We start from the raw sequence: 17,154 nt of genomic DNA on the forward strand, positions 1-17,154 counted from the left end.
CTCATTCAAGGGTTCACCAGTCTGTTGCGGAAACGGCAGCTCCACAATGACTGGTTCCATGACGTCCTTCAGCTTCGCGTGTTCTTTCTCCACGATCTGATACATCCCTTGCACCAAATTCCCGGCATGGGCCAGCCCTTTTTCATCGGTGGTCACGGTCGTTGTAAATGCGCCATCCCCTTGAACGGGTTCAAAGCCTGACGCGCCTTGGATCGGTGTCACACGCGTGATTTCATAGGAGATCCCCGGTAATGGATCGAGGTTCTTGCCATCCGCGTCCTTGACTTGGTCCGCCTTCGTTCCATCTAAAGGCATCGTGTCGGCAATCTTCGCAATATCTTCGATCTTGTATTTTTGCACGAAGATACTGTACCCCGCATTTTCTGCGGCTTCTGCTTCGGCATGAGCACGAACCACCCCACCAACGATCAGAGAGAAAACAAACAAAGCGAACAACAAACGACGTAGTTTTTTCATTTTATTTTCCTCCCCTTACGTTAATTGGTCGAAAATGCAGGAAGACGCCTGTCATCCCGACAACCATCAATACCGCGGCTGCGATCAAGATGATCCGCATGGCCTTGGTACTTCCGGTGAATGGTAATTTAGTTTGCGCGCTATCCGGTACATGGACGATCGCGATATAGTTATACGTTGGGACTTCCACTTCAATCGGATTTTTCAGTAATTCAAAGCCAGCTGGCGCTTTGGTTTCGACGATCGTGTAGAAACCTGGTGGTAAGCTTTCAAATTCTAACCACCCATGCTCGTCTGTAACTTTAACCGTTCCAACTTTATTTTCATCCTTGATGGTGTTTGGATCATCGCTTTTGCCTTTGTATAATTGGAACTCGGCACCTTCTAAGGCATTTGTTGTACTGGCTTCAATTTCTTCATCACTTAATTTCCCATCTCCATCAGCATCAATGACCGTTCCTTCTTCGTATTTGAAGAGACGAATCTTGGAAAGACGAGTCAGACCAGCGTTCACGTCAGTGATGTGTTGCACCTTATCAGTCCCCGTCAGAATCGCAGGCAAATCTTTCAATTCTGGGTGAACATAAAACGGATCACCAGCTTCATTCTTTTCTGGTGTCTTGAAAGTATTAGGGTCTGCTTTGGAGTTCAATGGATCATACTCGCCTGTTCCTTTCAATGGCTCAGTAACGATTGCCACTTTTCGCGTCACTACAATGTCACCTACCATGAATTCAGCAACATATTCCCCTTCAGGAAGATTTTCAAATTTGTACTTACCATCTGAACCTGTCTTTATTAAAGAATTTCCAGAGTCATCGATAAATGCTTCCCCAGTCAGACTCTCTTTTACAGGCTGATCTTTATATTTAGGATCTGATTGACTTGTTCGGTATAACTTTACAGGAATATTGCTTACTGAATCCTCTGATGTACCGTCTAATTTATTGCCAATCAAACCATCATAATCATCGTCATACCAAACATAACCAGTCAAATCTCTACCATAAACTGTGGTACGAACCGGTTGAGATGTCACTTGTAAGTCCAAATCAGAATTCATTGTTGAATTATTGATTAATACGTCTCCAGGTTTTTGATTTGTCAATCTTATTCTTATAGTCAAGGTAACTTTCTCACCTACGACCATTTTCGGCATATGAAACCAGATAGATTTAGCTTTTTTTATATTCTCTACTGGTGTTGTCCCTGGAACATAGGCAATACCATCTTTAATATTTCTTGGATCAGCATTTTCATCAAGTGATTCATTTTTATACGATATATTTACACTGCTAATACTATCTACTTTGATTTCTTCTATATTGTAACTACCTTTGAATGAACTATTTCTAGAGTCTCCATCATATGGTAAGACATCCTTCAGCCAAACATTAGAGATAGGTGATACAGTTTCGTTTACCAAGAGAACTTTATAAGTAATAGAGGTATCCCCAAGTAAAGGATCATTATCACCAACTTCAATATTTGTTTTATCAGCACTTTTACTTAATATGACTTTTTGGTTTAACTTAACATTATACGAATCTTTTGAGGAACGCATCGATTCTGGACGGCCATCTTTGACCGAGGAATCACTTTTCTTCCACATCTCACCAATAGTTTTAACCGTTAATTCTGTAGAAATCCCGTCCTCTTCAAATGACATATCGCCTATATTATTAGTAACTTTGAAGTTTACTTCGACTCCTTTAGTCAGAGGCATATCAGTAAATGACCATTTTAATAAAGTCGTTCCATCAGGTTTTTTTGTTATCGAAGGCTCAGGTAATACTTTCCCCATTGCATCTTTAGATGTTTTTGACTTGTATGAGACTCCTTTTGGTAAGATAGTAGATAAAGATCCGTTATAGTCAACAGAACTAGATCCGGCTAAATCACCTCTTATCTTTATTTCCACTTCATCTGAGGTTTCGTAAGTGGGTTCTTTTACATCTGTACTTGTCGAAATTCCAAATGATTCTACAAATACTGATGTTCCCCAAGCAGCATAAGAAGCACCATTATTCATGCTGTGTGGAGTTTCTCTATTTCCATTGGCATCAAAAACTGTTGGTGAATATTTATGGTTTTTATTCTGTTGTGGTCTATAGTGTACAAGACCGCTACTAGAAGTAACTTTTGAAAGAGATAATACAACATTAGGTTTTCCTTTAGAATCAGTACTCCCAGGATTTCCTATAACAGTAAAAGGAACTGCTGAAGCCATTACCATTGGTCTTGCGGGTGAATAGGTTCTTTTCAATAAAACTGCTGAAATTTTCCCTTTCGACTCTGCTTCTTTATAAGAGTCATACCATATATATAGTTCTTTTTGTGCATCAATAGTACCGAATTCCAATGGAGGACTCTCATCTGATAATTTTTTGGCTACACCAAAAAATTGTGTAGCTGAAGGTTCCGAGAGTGACAAAGCATTTTCGTCCTCAGTTCTTCTAGAACCATCATATTTGAACGTATTTGAATTAAAAACTAACATCTGCTCTGTTTCCCTAACCACTGCAGAATGGGCCACAATTATTCCGGTTAAATATAGTCTTTCACCCATTTGTACATGTGCTTGCCCTGTGTTACCAGATAAACTATCTGTTCCTATATCTAAGGAAACTGCATTCCCATCACTTCCATCTAATATTCCATTCTCTTTGTATTTGTCCTTTAAAAATTTTTTTACTACTACAGCTTGTTCGTACCACCCCTGAGTATTTTCACTGTATTTTATTTTGGATTCCAAAGAAGTAGTAATTCCATCATATGAAATTTTATCTACAGAAAATTCAATACCGTAATTTACCCATCCATTTTTTTTTGCATCTGATTGCCATCTAGTTTTATCCCAATGATATAAAATTTCTAGACTAGAAAAAGGTTTTGTATCATTTCCATACTTAGTTCCTTGCATACTATAGGTATAAGGATTGTAAACTCTGGCATAACCTGTATTTTCAATATCCGTTGTATAACTTCCTCTTACATTAAAAGAGCCGGAATTATAAACACCTATTTCAGATAATCCATTTACTGGCTGTGATGTGAAAATTGTGCCAGTGTTCGCATTGGGTGCTTGCAATTTATTTGAGATAAGTTGTGGTCTAAAGTTTTTACTTGTTATTTTATTATTATTACTACCATATGGTGTTATTTCCCAAGGAGCAGTTACTCGATCAAATTCAGAAGGTGAGTAATAAGCAGCTGAAACTGAATTGTAGCCAGTCTCGGATAAATATGTCGTTGTTCCGCCTTTTTCATAAAATCCTTTTCCTTTAATCTGGTAACTTATTTTTCCTTTTGGAAACATACTACCGCGAAAATCTTTGGCTTCTCTTAGAGCTAATGGTTGTAATACTGTTACAGCTGCTATATCTAGTGTTGCTTGATTTAATGAATCGGTATCAGACAAAATAACCTTCCCAGAAGCATCATTTCCTTTAACTAATTTAACAGCTACTGAAGGTTTAGCTGATACTGTTGTAATCGGTGGTTCAAGCTGTTTCAATTGTTCTGACGTATACTCTTTGTTAATAGTTTCCGTTTCACCTGTAGATACATTTTTAGCATCTACAATTTCTAAAATAATACTTGGCTGCAATTTATCACCATGATCCGCGCTGAAAACATTCATGATTATTGGAACGAACAGTTGACCAGTATCACTTATAGTAGATTCCATAACACCTTCTGAATACTCAGAACTATCTTCATTTGCAATATTAGTCCCATTAGCAATTTCTCCATTATTCTTTGGATTACCATCTTTAATTTCGATTGCATTTGACATTCTAGCTTTAACTCGATAACGAATATTTGTATACTTATTTGTCAAAGTAGTATTCTGGATTGAAAAAGATAATAAATAACTTACTTGGTCAAATGAACGTACAATACTATTATCTTCTGATGAGTCATTCCCTGGACTATCATTGGGGTCAAAATTTTTTGTTCCTGTTTTTACAGAAAGTTTAGCCTCCCGAACAATAATTGGATCACTTTCACCTTTGAATTCTGAATCTATATTTTGAAATTCATTTTCTCCAAAATATAGAGGTGTTTTCAAGGAATCTTTTACTTCATAGCTTTCTTCGGTAAGTTCTTTTAATGATTTATTTGTTTCTTTTGTTTCTACCTTGGATATAGATTCATATTTACCATCAGAATTCGTTTCATTATTTTCCTTAGTCTCCTGATTACTTCTTGATTCCGAAGGAAAAACTGCTTCTTTCTTTCGCTCAGGAGATATCGATTCATTTAATATCTCCTGGTTTGATTCAAATTGAAGTAGTAGTTGATTACGTTCAGTATTTTGAAAATCCGATATCGTGACATTTATCTTTGATTCTTCGTTCCTTTGTATCCGTATCCATATATTCAGTCCTTTGGACAAATCAAAATAGAATTTTCCTTTGCCCTCATTTTCTTTTACTTGAATACAACCGTAAGAATTTTTTGAACCATTTTCTTCAGAAGATGTTGCTTCCTTCTCTAATAATTCTGTAACAATGTCTTGTTTTGAAATCTCTTCTTTGCTAAATGCAGAAATAGCTATCGCTTCTTTTTCCTTATTCAAAGGTTCAACAATAAAACTCTCATCATAAGGCAATTCATAAAGTCCCATTTCGTTTGCCGTTAATTGGAGTATCTCTGATTCTTTTTTGGTTTTATCGTTTTCTATCTGGATTCCTTCTTCATTTTCTACTTGGAATAATAAAGTCTCTTCAGCAGCATGTAATATCGTACCAATAGAAGTACCCACGATAATTATTACTCCCCCGAAAAAAACAATGAAAAGAAGGATTGCAATTATATATTTTTTTTGTTTTTCATTCATAATATCAATACCTTCTTTCCCTCCTGTTTTAAGCTTGTTGGCATTCCTTATCAGTCACAATAGATTTATTCCATCAGTCCTTGAAAAAGGACTGATTTGCTCTCAATTTTTTATGACACTTCCTTAGTTTTGGCAAAAAAAATTTGCAAAAAATCTCACGTACTGATTAGTAGCTCTCCACAACTCTTTTTTCAATGATAATTCACGATTTCAATACCTCAAAAAATATCTTTCTTACGATAAATACTGATTATTCCAATACACCCCATAACCATAATCATCACTAGAATCCACGTCAGTACTTGAGTTGTTCCGATATTTCCACTAGTTTGCGGCAATTTCCTGATTTCGCCTTTTTCATTGACTTCGATAAGTTGACCATCTGCGCCTTTACTTACAGGCAATTTTGGAATCTCGCCCATAATACTGGATTTCGGATAGATGTAGACCTCATTCAAAGATTCCCCGGTCTGTTGAGGGAAAGGTAGCTCCACAATGACTGGATTCATGACAGCCTTCAGCTTCGTGTGTTCTTTCTCCACGATTTGATACATCCCTTGAACCAAATTTCCAGCATGAGCCAGACCATTTTCATCGGTGGTAACAGTTGTAGAAAATGCGCTATCTCCTTGAACAGGTTCAAAGCCGGATTTCCCTTGGTTTGATGTCACCCTAGTGATTTCATAGGAGATCCCCGGTAGTGGCTCAAGGTTCTTCCCATCTGCATCCTTAATTTGATCCGCCTTTGTTCCATCTAATGGCAACGCGTCGGCAATTTTGGCAATATCTTCGATTTTGTATTTTTGTATGAAAATACTGTAACCATAGCTTTCTGGTGTTGCTGCTTCGGCATAATAAGTAACCCCACTGGTAACAAGCAGAGAGAAAGCAAACAAGCAAAATACCAAACGATGAAATTTCTTCATGCTAGTTTTCTCCCTTAACTTTGATTGACCGAAAATGAAGAAAGATTCCTGTCATCCCAATTACTAATAGACAAGCAGATACGATCAAGATAATACGCATTGCTCTCGTTCCACCAGTAAATGGTAATTTTGTTTTCCCACCATTTGAGACGTGAACCTTGGTGATTGAATTAAATGTTGATATATTGACCTTAATTGGATTTTTAAGTAACTCAAATCCTTCAGGTGCTTTTGTTTCGACTAGAGTATATTCACCAGGTACTAATCCTTCAAATTCAAGCCAACCATTACTATCTGTTTTCTGATGGTCAACTTTATCTTCTTCTTTGGTACTATCCCCCTTGAAGATGTCAAATTCGGCATCTTTTAAAGGTTTTGCAGAAGCTTCAATTTCTGCTTCACTGAGTTTACCATCGTCGTTACTGTCAATAGCTGTACCTTCTTCATACTTAAAGAGACGAATCTTCGATAACCGAGTCAAACCAGCATTCACGTCAGTGATATGCTGCACCTTATCAGTACCTGTCAGAATTGCAGGTAGATCTTTCAACTCTGGGTGAACATAGAACGACTCGCCAGCTTTATTTTTTTCTGGTGTTCTGAAAGGAGCTGCTGGATCGGCTTTTGAATTTAGTGGATCGTATTCACCAGTCCCCTGTATCTGTTTCGTGACAATCGCAACTTTTCGAGTCACAACGATATCATCTACCATGAATTCAGCAACATACTCCCCTTCAGGAAGATTTTCAAATTTGTACTTACCATCTGAACCTGTCTTTATTAAAGAATTTCCAGAGTTATCGATAAATGCTTCCCCAGTCAGACTCTCTTTTACAGGCTGATCTTTATATTTAGGATCTGATTGACTTGTTCGGTATAACTTTACAGGAATATTGCTTACTGAATCCTCTGATGTACCGTCTGATTTATTGCCCATCAAACCATCATAATCATCGTCATACCAAACATAACCAGTCAAATCTCTACCATAAACTGTGGTACGAACCGGTTGAGATGTCACTTGTAAGTCCAAATCAGAATTCATTGTTGAATTATTGATTAATACGTCTCCAGGCGTTTGATCAGATAATCTGATTTTAATGGTCAATGTTACTTTTTCACCCACATCAACTTTGGGTATATGAACCCATACAGATTTAGCGTTTTTAATATTGTCGATCGGAGTAATGCCAGGCAGGTATTCATTACCACCCTCAATGTTTTTGGGATCGGAATTTTCATCAAGTGATTCATTTTTATAAGCTATATTGACTTTGTTAATACTATCTACTTTGATTGATTCTGTAGTGTAATTTGCTTTAAAAGACGACCCTCTAGAGTCCCCATCATAAGGTAGAACATCTTTTACCCACACATTAGCAATTGGTGTCGTGTTTTCATTTACTAATGAAACAGTATAAGTGATAGAACAATCTTCCCCTAAGGGATCATTCTCACCAGCTTCGATATTGATATTGTCAGTACTTTTACTTAATATAACCTTTTGGTTTAATTTAATGTTATAAGAATCTGTTGAGGACCGTATCCTTTCTGGCCGATTATCTTTGACTGAAGTATCATTTTTCTTCCACATCTCACCAATAGTTTTAACTGTTAATTCTTCAGAAATCCCGTCCTCTTCAAATGACATATCGCCTATATTATTAGTAACTTTGAAGTTTACTTCGACCCCTTCAGTCAGAGACATATCAGTAAATGACCATTTTAGTACACTAGTTCCATCACTTTTTTTATCTATTGAAGGTTCAGGGATAGATTTTCCAGTCGCATCTTTTGATGTTTTTGACTTATATGAAACACCTTTAGGTAATGTACTAGTTAATGAGCCGCTATATTCAACGGAGCTTGATCCTGTTAAATCTCCTCTTATTCTTATATCCGTATCATCTGAAGCCTCATATATTGTATTTTTAATCTTGGTGCTTGTATTTATCCCAAATGAATCAACATAGATTGAAGTAGCCCAAGATTTATACCCGGAGTTATTTATACTATCTGCTTTTTTTTGATTTCCATTGGCATCAAAAACTGTCGGGGTATAGGTGTATTTTTTGTTTAGCGGTGGTTCATATCTAACATCTCCAGTACTAGAAGTTACTTTTGAAAAAGCTATTAAAACATTAGGTTTACCATTGGAATCAGTACTTCCAGGATTTCCAACAACAGTAAACGGAACAGCTGAAATGTTTCCCATTGCTCCAGGAGGAGAGAGCTTTCGTTTATATAATACAGCAGAAATTTTCCCCTTAGCTTCTGCTTCACTAGGACTTTCATACCATGTATATAATTTTTTTTGCACATCAATATTCTCAAATTCTAATGGCGGATTCTCATTTTTCTGTTCTTTGGCTACTCCAAAAACTGTTCCCTTTAGTTGTTCTAAAACTGGAGATTTCTTACTATCTTCAAATTTTCTGGATGAGTCAAATTTGAAGGTATTAGGACTAAACACTAACATCTGTTCTGTTTCGGAAACCATTGCAGAATTTGCAACAATGACACCAGATAAATATAACTTTTCTCCCATTTGAACATGTGCTTGACCAGTATTACTGGTCACACTATTAGTACTTGAATCTAACGAGTATTCATTTCCACCCCACTTCATTGAACCATCATCGTTATACACTTCTTTACGAAAATTAATTACAACTGTTGCTTGTCCGTAAGGACCATAAGTTTTATCACGAAAATTTATTTGAGACTTAGATGGGGTAGTGAAGCCGTCATACGAAATTTCATCAATAGAGAATTCAATCCCATAATTTTTCCAACCATTCTTTATTGCATCAGCTTGCCATCGTGTCTTATTCCAATGATAAAAAATTTCAAAGCTAGAAAAAGGTTTCACATCGGAAACATACTTAGTCCCTTGCATATTGTATGTATAGGGATTGTAAACCCTAGCATAATTTTCATTTGTAACTTCTGTAGTGTAACTCCCTTTTGCAGTGAATGACCCCGAATTATAAACTCCAATTTCCTGAAATCCACTGGTTGGTTGCTTTGAGTGAATTTTCTCAGTATTCGCATTTGGTGCTTGTAATTTATTGGAAATGAGTTGTGGTCTAAAATTTTCACTCGTTATTTTTTTAATATTGCTACCATATGGTGTTATTTGCCATGGGGCTTTAGTTCTATCAAATTCGGATGGCGAGTAGTAAACTGCTGAAACTGAATCATAATTAGATTCGGACAAATACGTTGTAGTTTCGTTTTTATCATAAAAGCCTTTTCCTTTAATTCGATAACTGATTTTTCCTTTTGGAAACATGGTTCCACGAAAATCTTTTTCACCTTTTCCATTGACGCCTCTTCCATTTAATGGAGTAAGCATAGTTACAACCGCTACATCAAGAGTTGATTGATTAACAGCATCTACATCAGAAAACATTACTTTTCCTGACTCAACATTTCCTCTAACAAGTTGCGCAGTTATTGAGGGCTTTGCAGATACTATCGTAATTGGTGGGTTTAGCTGTTCAAATTGTTCTGATGTATACTCTTTGTTAAAAGTTTCCGTTTCACCTGTAGATACATTTTTAGCATCCACAATTTCCAAAGTTATACTTGGCTGCAATTTATCACCATGATCAGCACTGAAGACATTCATAATTATCGGTATAAACAATTGCCCTGTGTCACTTATAGTGGATTCCATAATCCCTTCCGAATATTCGGTACCATCTCCATTAGCTATATTTATTCCATTAGCAATCTCTCCATTGTTCTTTGGGTTACCATCTTTAATTTCAATTGCATTTGGCATTTTAGCTTTTACTCGATAACGAATATCAGTAAATCTATCTGTCAAAGTAGTATTCTGTATTGAGAACGACAATAAATAACTTACTTGGTCAAATGAACGTACAATATTATTATCTTCTGACGAGTCATTCCCAGGATTATCATTGGGATCAAAATTTTTAGTTCCTGTTTTTACAGAAAGTTTAGCCTCCCGAACAATAATCGGGTCACTTTCATCTTCCATTTTTGAATCTTGACTTAAACTTTCACCATAATATAAAGGTTTTTTCAAGGAGTCCTTTACTCCATAATTTTCTTCAATAAGTTCTTTTAATGTTTTATCTGTTTCTTTAGTTTCTACTTTTGAGATAGTCTCTTTTTCTAAAGATTTATTTCTATCTTCAATAACTAAAGGACTTTTTTCATTATTTTTCTGGCTACTTTTTGATTCCGAAGTGATTTCTGTTTCCATATTTTGTTCTGAAGTTACCGATGCATTTTTTATTTCCTCGTATGATTCAAATTGAATCATTAACTGAGTACGTTCCGGATTTTGAAAATCCGATACCATGACATTTATCTTTGATGGCTTATTCCTTTGTATGTGTATCCATATTTTTTCTCCTTGGGACAAATCAAAATAGAATGTTCCTTTGTTAGCAGTCTGTTCTACTTGAATGCAACCATAGGAATCTTTTTCCTCAGAAGAAGCTCTTTCTTTCTCAGATACTTTCTTAATAATGTCTTGTTTTGAAATTTCTTCTTTGCTAAAAGTTGGAATAGATACTTTTTCTTTTTCTTCGTTCAAAGGTTCAACAAAAAAACTCTCATCATAAGGTATTTCAAAGAGTCCTTTTTCATTTGCTGTGAGTTGGAGGATCTCAGATTCATTATCGGTTTTAGTGTCTTCTATCTGGCTTCCTTCTTCATTTTCCACTTGGAATAACAATGACTCTTCAGCAGCATGCAATGATGAGCTGGCAGAAGTCACTACCATAATTACTACTCCTCCAAAAAAAGCAAAGAAAAGAAGGACTGCAATTATTGTTATCTTGGTAAATTTTTCTTTCATAACCTTACTGTCCTTCCTTCCCTTCCTCTTTTTAAGCTTGTCGGCGTTTCTTATCAATCATGATCGTGACTGTACCAATCGTAATTGCAGCTACTGCAATAATGATAATTAACATTGTTCCTTCGCCACCTGTAAATGGTAATTTTGTTTTTGTTTTATTCTCTACATGAATTGTTACTTCTTTCGGGTCAAGTTTTACAACAACTTCGATTGGGTCTTTCAATAATTCAAAGCCTTCTGGAGCCTTGGTCTCTATCAACCAATATTTTCGTTGAATTTCTGCATGCTCCCAGGTAGGCTCATCTTTATTTTGAATCGTGTCCCCGTTCTTGTCAGTAAACCAGTCAAGTGCTAACCCATCAAATTTTGCTTTTCCATTTTCATCAGTTGTAGCTTTCAAGAACTTCACATCTTTTGGCAACTCTGGAGTAGCCGTGCCATCATTATTTAAAGTGTAAGATTTTCCGTCTGACGCTAAGAAGTTTTTCTCTCTAGCATTCTTGTCACTTGTAGCAATATGAAATTCTGCTCCAGCTAATACCTTCCCTTTATCTTCTTCAGTCTTCTCAATCTCAAAGCCACCATTAAAATATTCTGGGTTATTCTCACTAGGAGTATCTACTGGTTTTTGCCCCGGAATTAAATAACCAGTCTTGAAGGTGTTTTCGATCACACCGTTGAAATCAACATCCGTGTGTGTATGGAAAATAGCTCGGATATCTGTGTATTTCCCTTCAACTTTTTCCATTCCTAATTCTGTCAGTTCAATGCGAATTTTAGTCAGTTCACCACTAGGACTTGTGATTGGGCTACTTTCAACAAGCTCATCATTTTTATATACTCTGTAATCATTAGAAAGAGTTAATTTTACCCAATTTGTTCCATCAAATACTTCAACTTCTACATCATCTAAATGCAGTGCTTGGTTCAACTCATCTTCAATGTAGAAATAATCTGCATATAAATCGAATGGAGCTTTTACCGGTAAATCATCAAGTGGTTTACCATCTTTGTCATATCGGTTAGTAATAGTCATGTCTTCAGTAATGTGACTGTATAGTCCTGTTGGAAGTTTTACTGTTGCCTCCCATTGGAATGGTTGTCCTGCTTTTATGGATGTTCCTTTTTGACCGTCAATGGTTTTATCTGCGGATGTATCATTTACAATATTCTTCGGATAAACGTGGACATCGTAAATCAGTTTACTAGTATCATCACGCTTAGTTTGAGGAAGATACGCGAAGAATGCCTGCATTGGAGACGCAATCTTCTTAGTGTTACCCTCCTCATCAGTGTACGTATAGTCTCCTGATTCATTCGGTACTTCTCGTATTAGATATATTCCATCGCCAGCTTTTCCCTTACCAACGTTAAAAGTTGTTTTACCAAAGTCAGTAACTGATTTAGAATCACCTGTTTTTTGTTTAATTGCCTTAAAATCCGGATCAATATCGTAGTGTTTTCCTTCTTTTTGTTTAGTCGTATCATCTAAGACATAGTAGTTTCCTGATTCATCTTTTCTAGGAAGCACTCGTACAATCTCGAATTCAACATCTCCCATTAATTTTTTGCCGTCCAAATCAGGAGCTTTGTTTGGATCTAACTGCTCACCGTCGCCAGGTTTTCCTAGCTCACCAGTACTTCTAATTTCATACTTCCATAATGTTATTGTTCTATCTGATGAATCATCTGATATTGCATTGTCACTAATATATGGATTATCTACTGTCGCATATGCATTTGTACCTAATCCAGTGGACATACCGATAAAGGTCATTACTCCTAATCCTGCTATTACTTTACTTATCTTCTTTAGTCTCGATTTCATATAAGAATCCCCTTTTCCTTTTTTTATCCCCAGTTGTTTCTATACATCAATAAAAGTATTTACATTGCAGTCCCCACTGCACTCTTTTATTTACGCCTTTTTTAATTCTTTGAACTTTTCTACTATTAATAATCAACAATTACCATAGCTCTCTTTGAAAGTGTCTTAAATCCTAAATTAATAAAGAGCTTACACCCAAGAATTGTTCATTTTTTCAGTAGATCATATTACTATACTTATCACTTCTTCACACTAACTCCATTTTTTAATCACTCCTCTTCTTCATCATTTCCCCCTTTCATTTTTCTAAGTAGTTCATCCATGAACTGATCGTTAAATAGCTCTAGGCCTAATCCATTAAAAGACAAGCGGATTACTGTAACTCGTGCTTTTAAATCTTCAATTGTCATTGGAAACAACTGACCGTTAAGCCATAAATTCAGGTAGAGCATTAACAACTGGCAAATTTCTTTTGGATACTTTGTTTGGATAGACCCATCAGTTATTCCTTCTTCAATGAGTGGAAGAAATAACTGACTATCCTCATTAATAGCGGTTGTAATACTTTTAACAATAAAATCACTATTGGAAGTTTGTTCTTTGAAAAAAGAGTTCATTTTTTTCCCTTTAACATCAAATAGTAACGCGTTCATAATTGCTCTTAACTTTTCAAGTCCTGTTTCCCCTTGAACATCACTAATGAACTCTTTCAGTTCTCTGGTAAAGACGTCGTGCTCTCTCTCAAAAACAGCTAGAAGTATTTCATCCTTAGATTTAAAGTGATGGTAAATTGCCCCTCTGGAAAAGCCTAAGCCATCTTGAATATCTTGGATACTTGTCTTATCAAACCCCTTTTCAGCAAATAAATCCGATGCATAATCTAAAATCAACATTATTTTTTCTTTAGAAACATTATATTTCATCAACTACCCCCTAAAACAGACTGAAAGTCTTTTTTTAAACTATACTATACAAAATAATTAAATTCAAGATTATATATCAAAAATATAAAAGTAAAGTAACTAACAAAATAAAAAAACAACTTCAACAATTCCCGTTAAGGTTATGTTTAAAGCTTATTTTATTCTTTTTATGAAAACAGACTGTTAGTCTCTTTTCGAAACTATACTACATCACGAAGTTATATTAAAGTAATTTCATAACGATATTGAAGTTAAATATAAATTATATAAAGCTATGATTAATAAAAATTATCCCACCTGATTACTTTTTCGTTCTATAAGAAAATGCAACGAGCTCCGTTCTCGCGAGTGCTTGTTGCATGTTGAAAAAATTTGTTTGATCATTTAGCGTACATTTTGGCTGCTTTAAGTGGAATATTCATTCTCTTGGCAACCTCTTCAATTGTCTTCCCTTGACCTAAGAAACGCTTGCAAACAGCTTTCATAGTTTCTCCTACCTCAATTATGTGGAAGTCTGGATCATAAAAACGGATCACCTTTTGTCCCCAGGAATGCTCTATAACTTCATGTATCAATTCAATTTGTTCCTCACTTCTTTTAGTCTCAAATATTTCTAAAAACTCATTAAAGTTTTCTTCTTCAAAATATATTTCACAATCATTTGCATGATATGAAATTTCTTTTTTGATAAATCCTTTCCAACTGTCGTCTGTTTGTAATGCTAATCCGCCAGTTAAAACTACATGACCCTCTATATGAGACAATGTTCGAAGACCTAATATGTTCCAATAAAATAATTTCGATTTTTCTATATCTGATACTGCTAACATAGTATATTTCAGCTTCATCTCACTAATTCTCCTTTTTATGATTTTTATTTTCATGGAATATACTTCTTACCAGAACTAATTTCTTTAACTTGCGCTATTACTCTCCACAAACGAAAACAGATTACACTATTTGAGAATTGAAATTCGCTCAGCTACCTATATGATGTAGGTTCAAAAAGTATTTTTCTAGCATACAGGCTTTCTCTTTTTGAGATCATTTTTAATGACGATAAAATTAGATATTGAACAAGTGAAAAGTCAATAATTCAATAACATATATAGCCTACCTTGATTTGCGTGATTTCATTTACTATTTAGCTAAATAGATTATAAATTTGTTTCCCTTTTTAATTGTCGATTAGCGAACAAAAAAGCAAATAATGACAAAATAAACAGTAGAATAATCGAATAAAATATTTCTTGCTGATAACCAGTTTGGTATAACATAGTTGATCTAAGACTGTTGATAACATACGTAAATGGATTTAGATAAACTACGATCCTCAACATACCTGTTAACTCTTCAATTGGAAATAGTGCTGAACTAAGAAAAAATATCGGTAAAACTATTGCACTCATAACCGTTTCATAAATCATCTCGTTTGGTAGAATTAAGCTTACTCCATACGCGATAGAGGCCACAAAAAATGAAGTAAAGAAAACGAGTAAAATAACAACGAACGCACTACCTATACTTGGAAATAATCTCACCGAAAAGAACAATCCCACTATCCCCATAACTCCGACTTCTAAAAAAGTACAGCAAACCGACTCCAATACTTGTCCGAGTATGATTGAGCTTCGTTTAATAGGAGCGATTAAAATACGATAAAAGCTACCTTCCGACTTCATCATATAGTTCATCATTCCACTACTGCTACAAGTCGAAAAGCATATAAGGACTATTAACCCTGGGAAAATGAATGCTGTGTAATTTTCTATCCCGCTGCCTTCCATAGTTTTTCCAGCAACTGTGCTGTATAAAACTAACCAAAGTATCGGTTGTAAAATAGTAACTACTATCGTAAATGAATTATGAAATCGCCATCTGATATTCTTTGCTAATATTGCTACAATCCCCATCTCACTCCTACTCCTTCGTTAGCCTAAGAAAAGCGTCTTCCAACGTCGGTTGAACAATTTCAATTCCGGAAAATTGGATTGAGTTTTTTATAAGATACTTATTTATTTCTTCTAGATCACTTTGACAATCTAAAGATTCAATATCAATAGATACTTTGTTTAATCTCACTTTTCTTTTAAAAAAAGTAAGTCTTATTTTGGAGTATGCTATTTTTGTTTTTTGATTATCGTTAAATGATATTCTGATAGAATTTTGTTGAATAATACTACGTAGTTCTTCTGGTGTTCCTTGAATGACATTTCTACCATCTTTCAAAATGCAAATAGTATCACTCAAAATATTTGCTTCTTCTAAATAATGGGTTGTCAGAAAAACTGTTGTCCCAAACTCATCGCGGATTTTTTTGATCATCTTCCACATTATTTGTCTCGACTGGATGTCCATTCCAACTGTCGGTTCATCCAAAAATAATATCTTAGGATTGGACATTAGGTTTAAAGCAATGTCTGCTCTACGTTTAATTCCACCTGAAAAGGAAGAAATTGGATACGAAGTATACGAGGTCAAAGCAAATTCATAAAGTAATTTTGTAATTCTTTTTTTTGCTTCTTCTTTTGGTATACGATAGAGTTGACTTTGAAATAGCATGTTTTCTTTTAGAGTTAAATGAGTATCTAGAGAAATCTGTTGAGCCACACAAGCGATTTGAAATCTAATGAACTCTGCATCTTTTTCAACATCCATACCTAACATTTTTACTTTGCCACTAGTGGTATTTGTATAAGTCGAAAGAATACGGATTAACGTTGATTTTCCAGCCCCATTTTGACCTAATAAAGAAAAAATTTCGCCGTATTTTACATTGAGATTTAGCCCATACAAAGCTTTGACTCCATTTTCATATTTTTTTTCAATGTTTTTAACTTCAATAGCTAGCATTTCATTTCTCCACCACAGGAATTTGAATCTCTGTAATATATTTATCTGGATTTCCTTTTAAGAACATACCGGGTCCCTTGATGTATACTTCTCTAATTCCAGTAACACTTAAAGCAACTTTATTCTTTTGAGCAAACTCATACATAGCATGATAGGCATTTTGCAAAGTATCGTATGATCCTATGTGGGTTGTACATATTGCTCTAAAACTTTTCATCTTCTTTGTTCTAATTGCGTTTCCAATTGGTAGTTCACTTGTTGGAACGCATAACTCCATAATCCCTTCCTTTTTTTCAGAATTTATTTTTAGAAAATTGAATAATGGAGCTCCATTAGATTTTCCTTGAACAGATTTGAAAACACTAGGAAAAAACTCATTCGCCTCTGCTATTTTTCCTTCATATTTCATAAAAGCAACTTGAAACGATTCAATCACTCTCACTTCTACTTTATATTTCATC

At 35.1% G+C, this 17,154-nt stretch carries 10 protein-coding genes; all 10 read right to left on the reverse strand.

The genetic code is table 11. The annotated features are described in order from the left end of the window. Positions 1 to 477 (reverse strand): prealbumin-like fold domain-containing protein (locus tag FFR60_RS21930; RefSeq protein WP_137665821.1); only part of this gene is annotated, 477 nt, incomplete at its 3' end. A gap of 1 nt (position 478) precedes the next feature. Beyond that, positions 479 to 5,323: a SpaA isopeptide-forming pilin-related protein gene (locus FFR60_RS21935; RefSeq protein WP_137665822.1), complete on the reverse strand. Its 4,845-nt coding sequence runs from the start codon at positions 5,321 to 5,323 to the stop codon at positions 479 to 481. A gap of 218 nt (positions 5,324 to 5,541) precedes the next feature. Continuing rightward, the gene (locus tag FFR60_RS21940; protein WP_137665823.1) at positions 5,542 to 6,249 is read right to left on the reverse strand and encodes a pilin N-terminal domain-containing protein; all 708 of its coding nucleotides are present in this window, start codon (positions 6,247 to 6,249) and stop codon (positions 5,542 to 5,544) included. Position 6,250: 1 nt separating this feature from the next. Then, positions 6,251 to 11,089, reverse strand: a complete 4,839-nt coding sequence (locus FFR60_RS21945) for a SpaA isopeptide-forming pilin-related protein (RefSeq protein WP_137665824.1) — start codon at positions 11,087 to 11,089, stop codon at positions 6,251 to 6,253. Positions 11,090 to 11,120: 31 nt separating this feature from the next. Then, positions 11,121 to 12,917 carry a SpaH/EbpB family LPXTG-anchored major pilin gene (locus tag FFR60_RS21950; RefSeq protein ID WP_137665825.1) on the reverse strand — a complete coding sequence of 599 codons (1,797 nt, stop codon included), beginning with the start codon at positions 12,915 to 12,917 and terminating at the stop codon, positions 11,121 to 11,123. Positions 12,918 to 13,186: 269 nt separating this feature from the next. Continuing rightward, positions 13,187 to 13,840, reverse strand: coding sequence for a TetR/AcrR family transcriptional regulator (locus FFR60_RS21955; RefSeq protein ID WP_137665826.1), 654 nt, complete (start codon positions 13,838 to 13,840; stop codon positions 13,187 to 13,189). 380 nt (positions 13,841 to 14,220) lie between these two features. Then, positions 14,221 to 14,688, reverse strand: a complete 468-nt coding sequence (locus FFR60_RS21960) for a VOC family protein (RefSeq protein ID WP_137665827.1) — start codon at positions 14,686 to 14,688, stop codon at positions 14,221 to 14,223. A gap of 309 nt (positions 14,689 to 14,997) precedes the next feature. Beyond that, complete coding sequence (locus tag FFR60_RS21965; protein ID WP_137665828.1) at positions 14,998 to 15,753, reverse strand: ABC transporter permease; 756 nt, start codon at positions 15,751 to 15,753, stop codon at positions 14,998 to 15,000. Between the two features lie 7 nt (positions 15,754 to 15,760). After that, positions 15,761 to 16,693 (reverse strand): ABC transporter ATP-binding protein, encoded by a 933-nt coding sequence (locus FFR60_RS21970; protein WP_137665829.1) that lies wholly within the window; start codon positions 16,691 to 16,693, stop codon positions 15,761 to 15,763. Position 16,694: 1 nt separating this feature from the next. Further along, positions 16,695 to 17,153 carry a GyrI-like domain-containing protein gene (locus tag FFR60_RS21975; RefSeq protein WP_137665830.1) on the reverse strand — a complete coding sequence of 153 codons (459 nt, stop codon included), beginning with the start codon at positions 17,151 to 17,153 and terminating at the stop codon, positions 16,695 to 16,697. Position 17,154 lies beyond the last annotated feature (1 nt).

Origin of the sequence: Enterococcus hulanensis (assembly GCF_005405485.1) — a bacterium.
Lineage (GTDB): Bacteria > Bacillota > Bacilli > Lactobacillales > Enterococcaceae > Enterococcus_A > Enterococcus_A hulanensis.

Excerpts from the sequence above, each read along its gene's own strand:
- FFR60_RS21945 (WP_137665824.1), bottom strand. The coding sequence starts at position 11,089 with ATGAAAGAAAAATTTACCAAGATAACAATAATTGCAGTCCTTCTTTTC.
- FFR60_RS21950 (WP_137665825.1), bottom strand. The coding sequence starts at position 12,917 with ATGAAATCGAGACTAAAGAAGATAAGTAAAGTAATAGCAGGATTAGGA.
- FFR60_RS21955 (WP_137665826.1), bottom strand. The coding sequence starts at position 13,840 with ATGAAATATAATGTTTCTAAAGAAAAAATAATGTTGATTTTAGATTAT.
- FFR60_RS21965 (WP_137665828.1), bottom strand. The coding sequence starts at position 15,753 with ATGGGGATTGTAGCAATATTAGCAAAGAATATCAGATGGCGATTTCAT.
- FFR60_RS21975 (WP_137665830.1), bottom strand. The coding sequence starts at position 17,153 with ATGAAATATAAAGTAGAAGTGAGAGTGATTGAATCGTTTCAAGTTGCT.
- FFR60_RS21935 (WP_137665822.1), bottom strand. The coding sequence starts at position 5,323 with ATGAATGAAAAACAAAAAAAATATATAATTGCAATCCTTCTTTTCATT.
- FFR60_RS21970 (WP_137665829.1), bottom strand. The coding sequence starts at position 16,693 with ATGCTAGCTATTGAAGTTAAAAACATTGAAAAAAAATATGAAAATGGA.
- FFR60_RS21940 (WP_137665823.1), bottom strand. The coding sequence starts at position 6,249 with ATGAAGAAATTTCATCGTTTGGTATTTTGCTTGTTTGCTTTCTCTCTG.
- FFR60_RS21960 (WP_137665827.1), bottom strand. The coding sequence starts at position 14,688 with ATGAAGCTGAAATATACTATGTTAGCAGTATCAGATATAGAAAAATCG.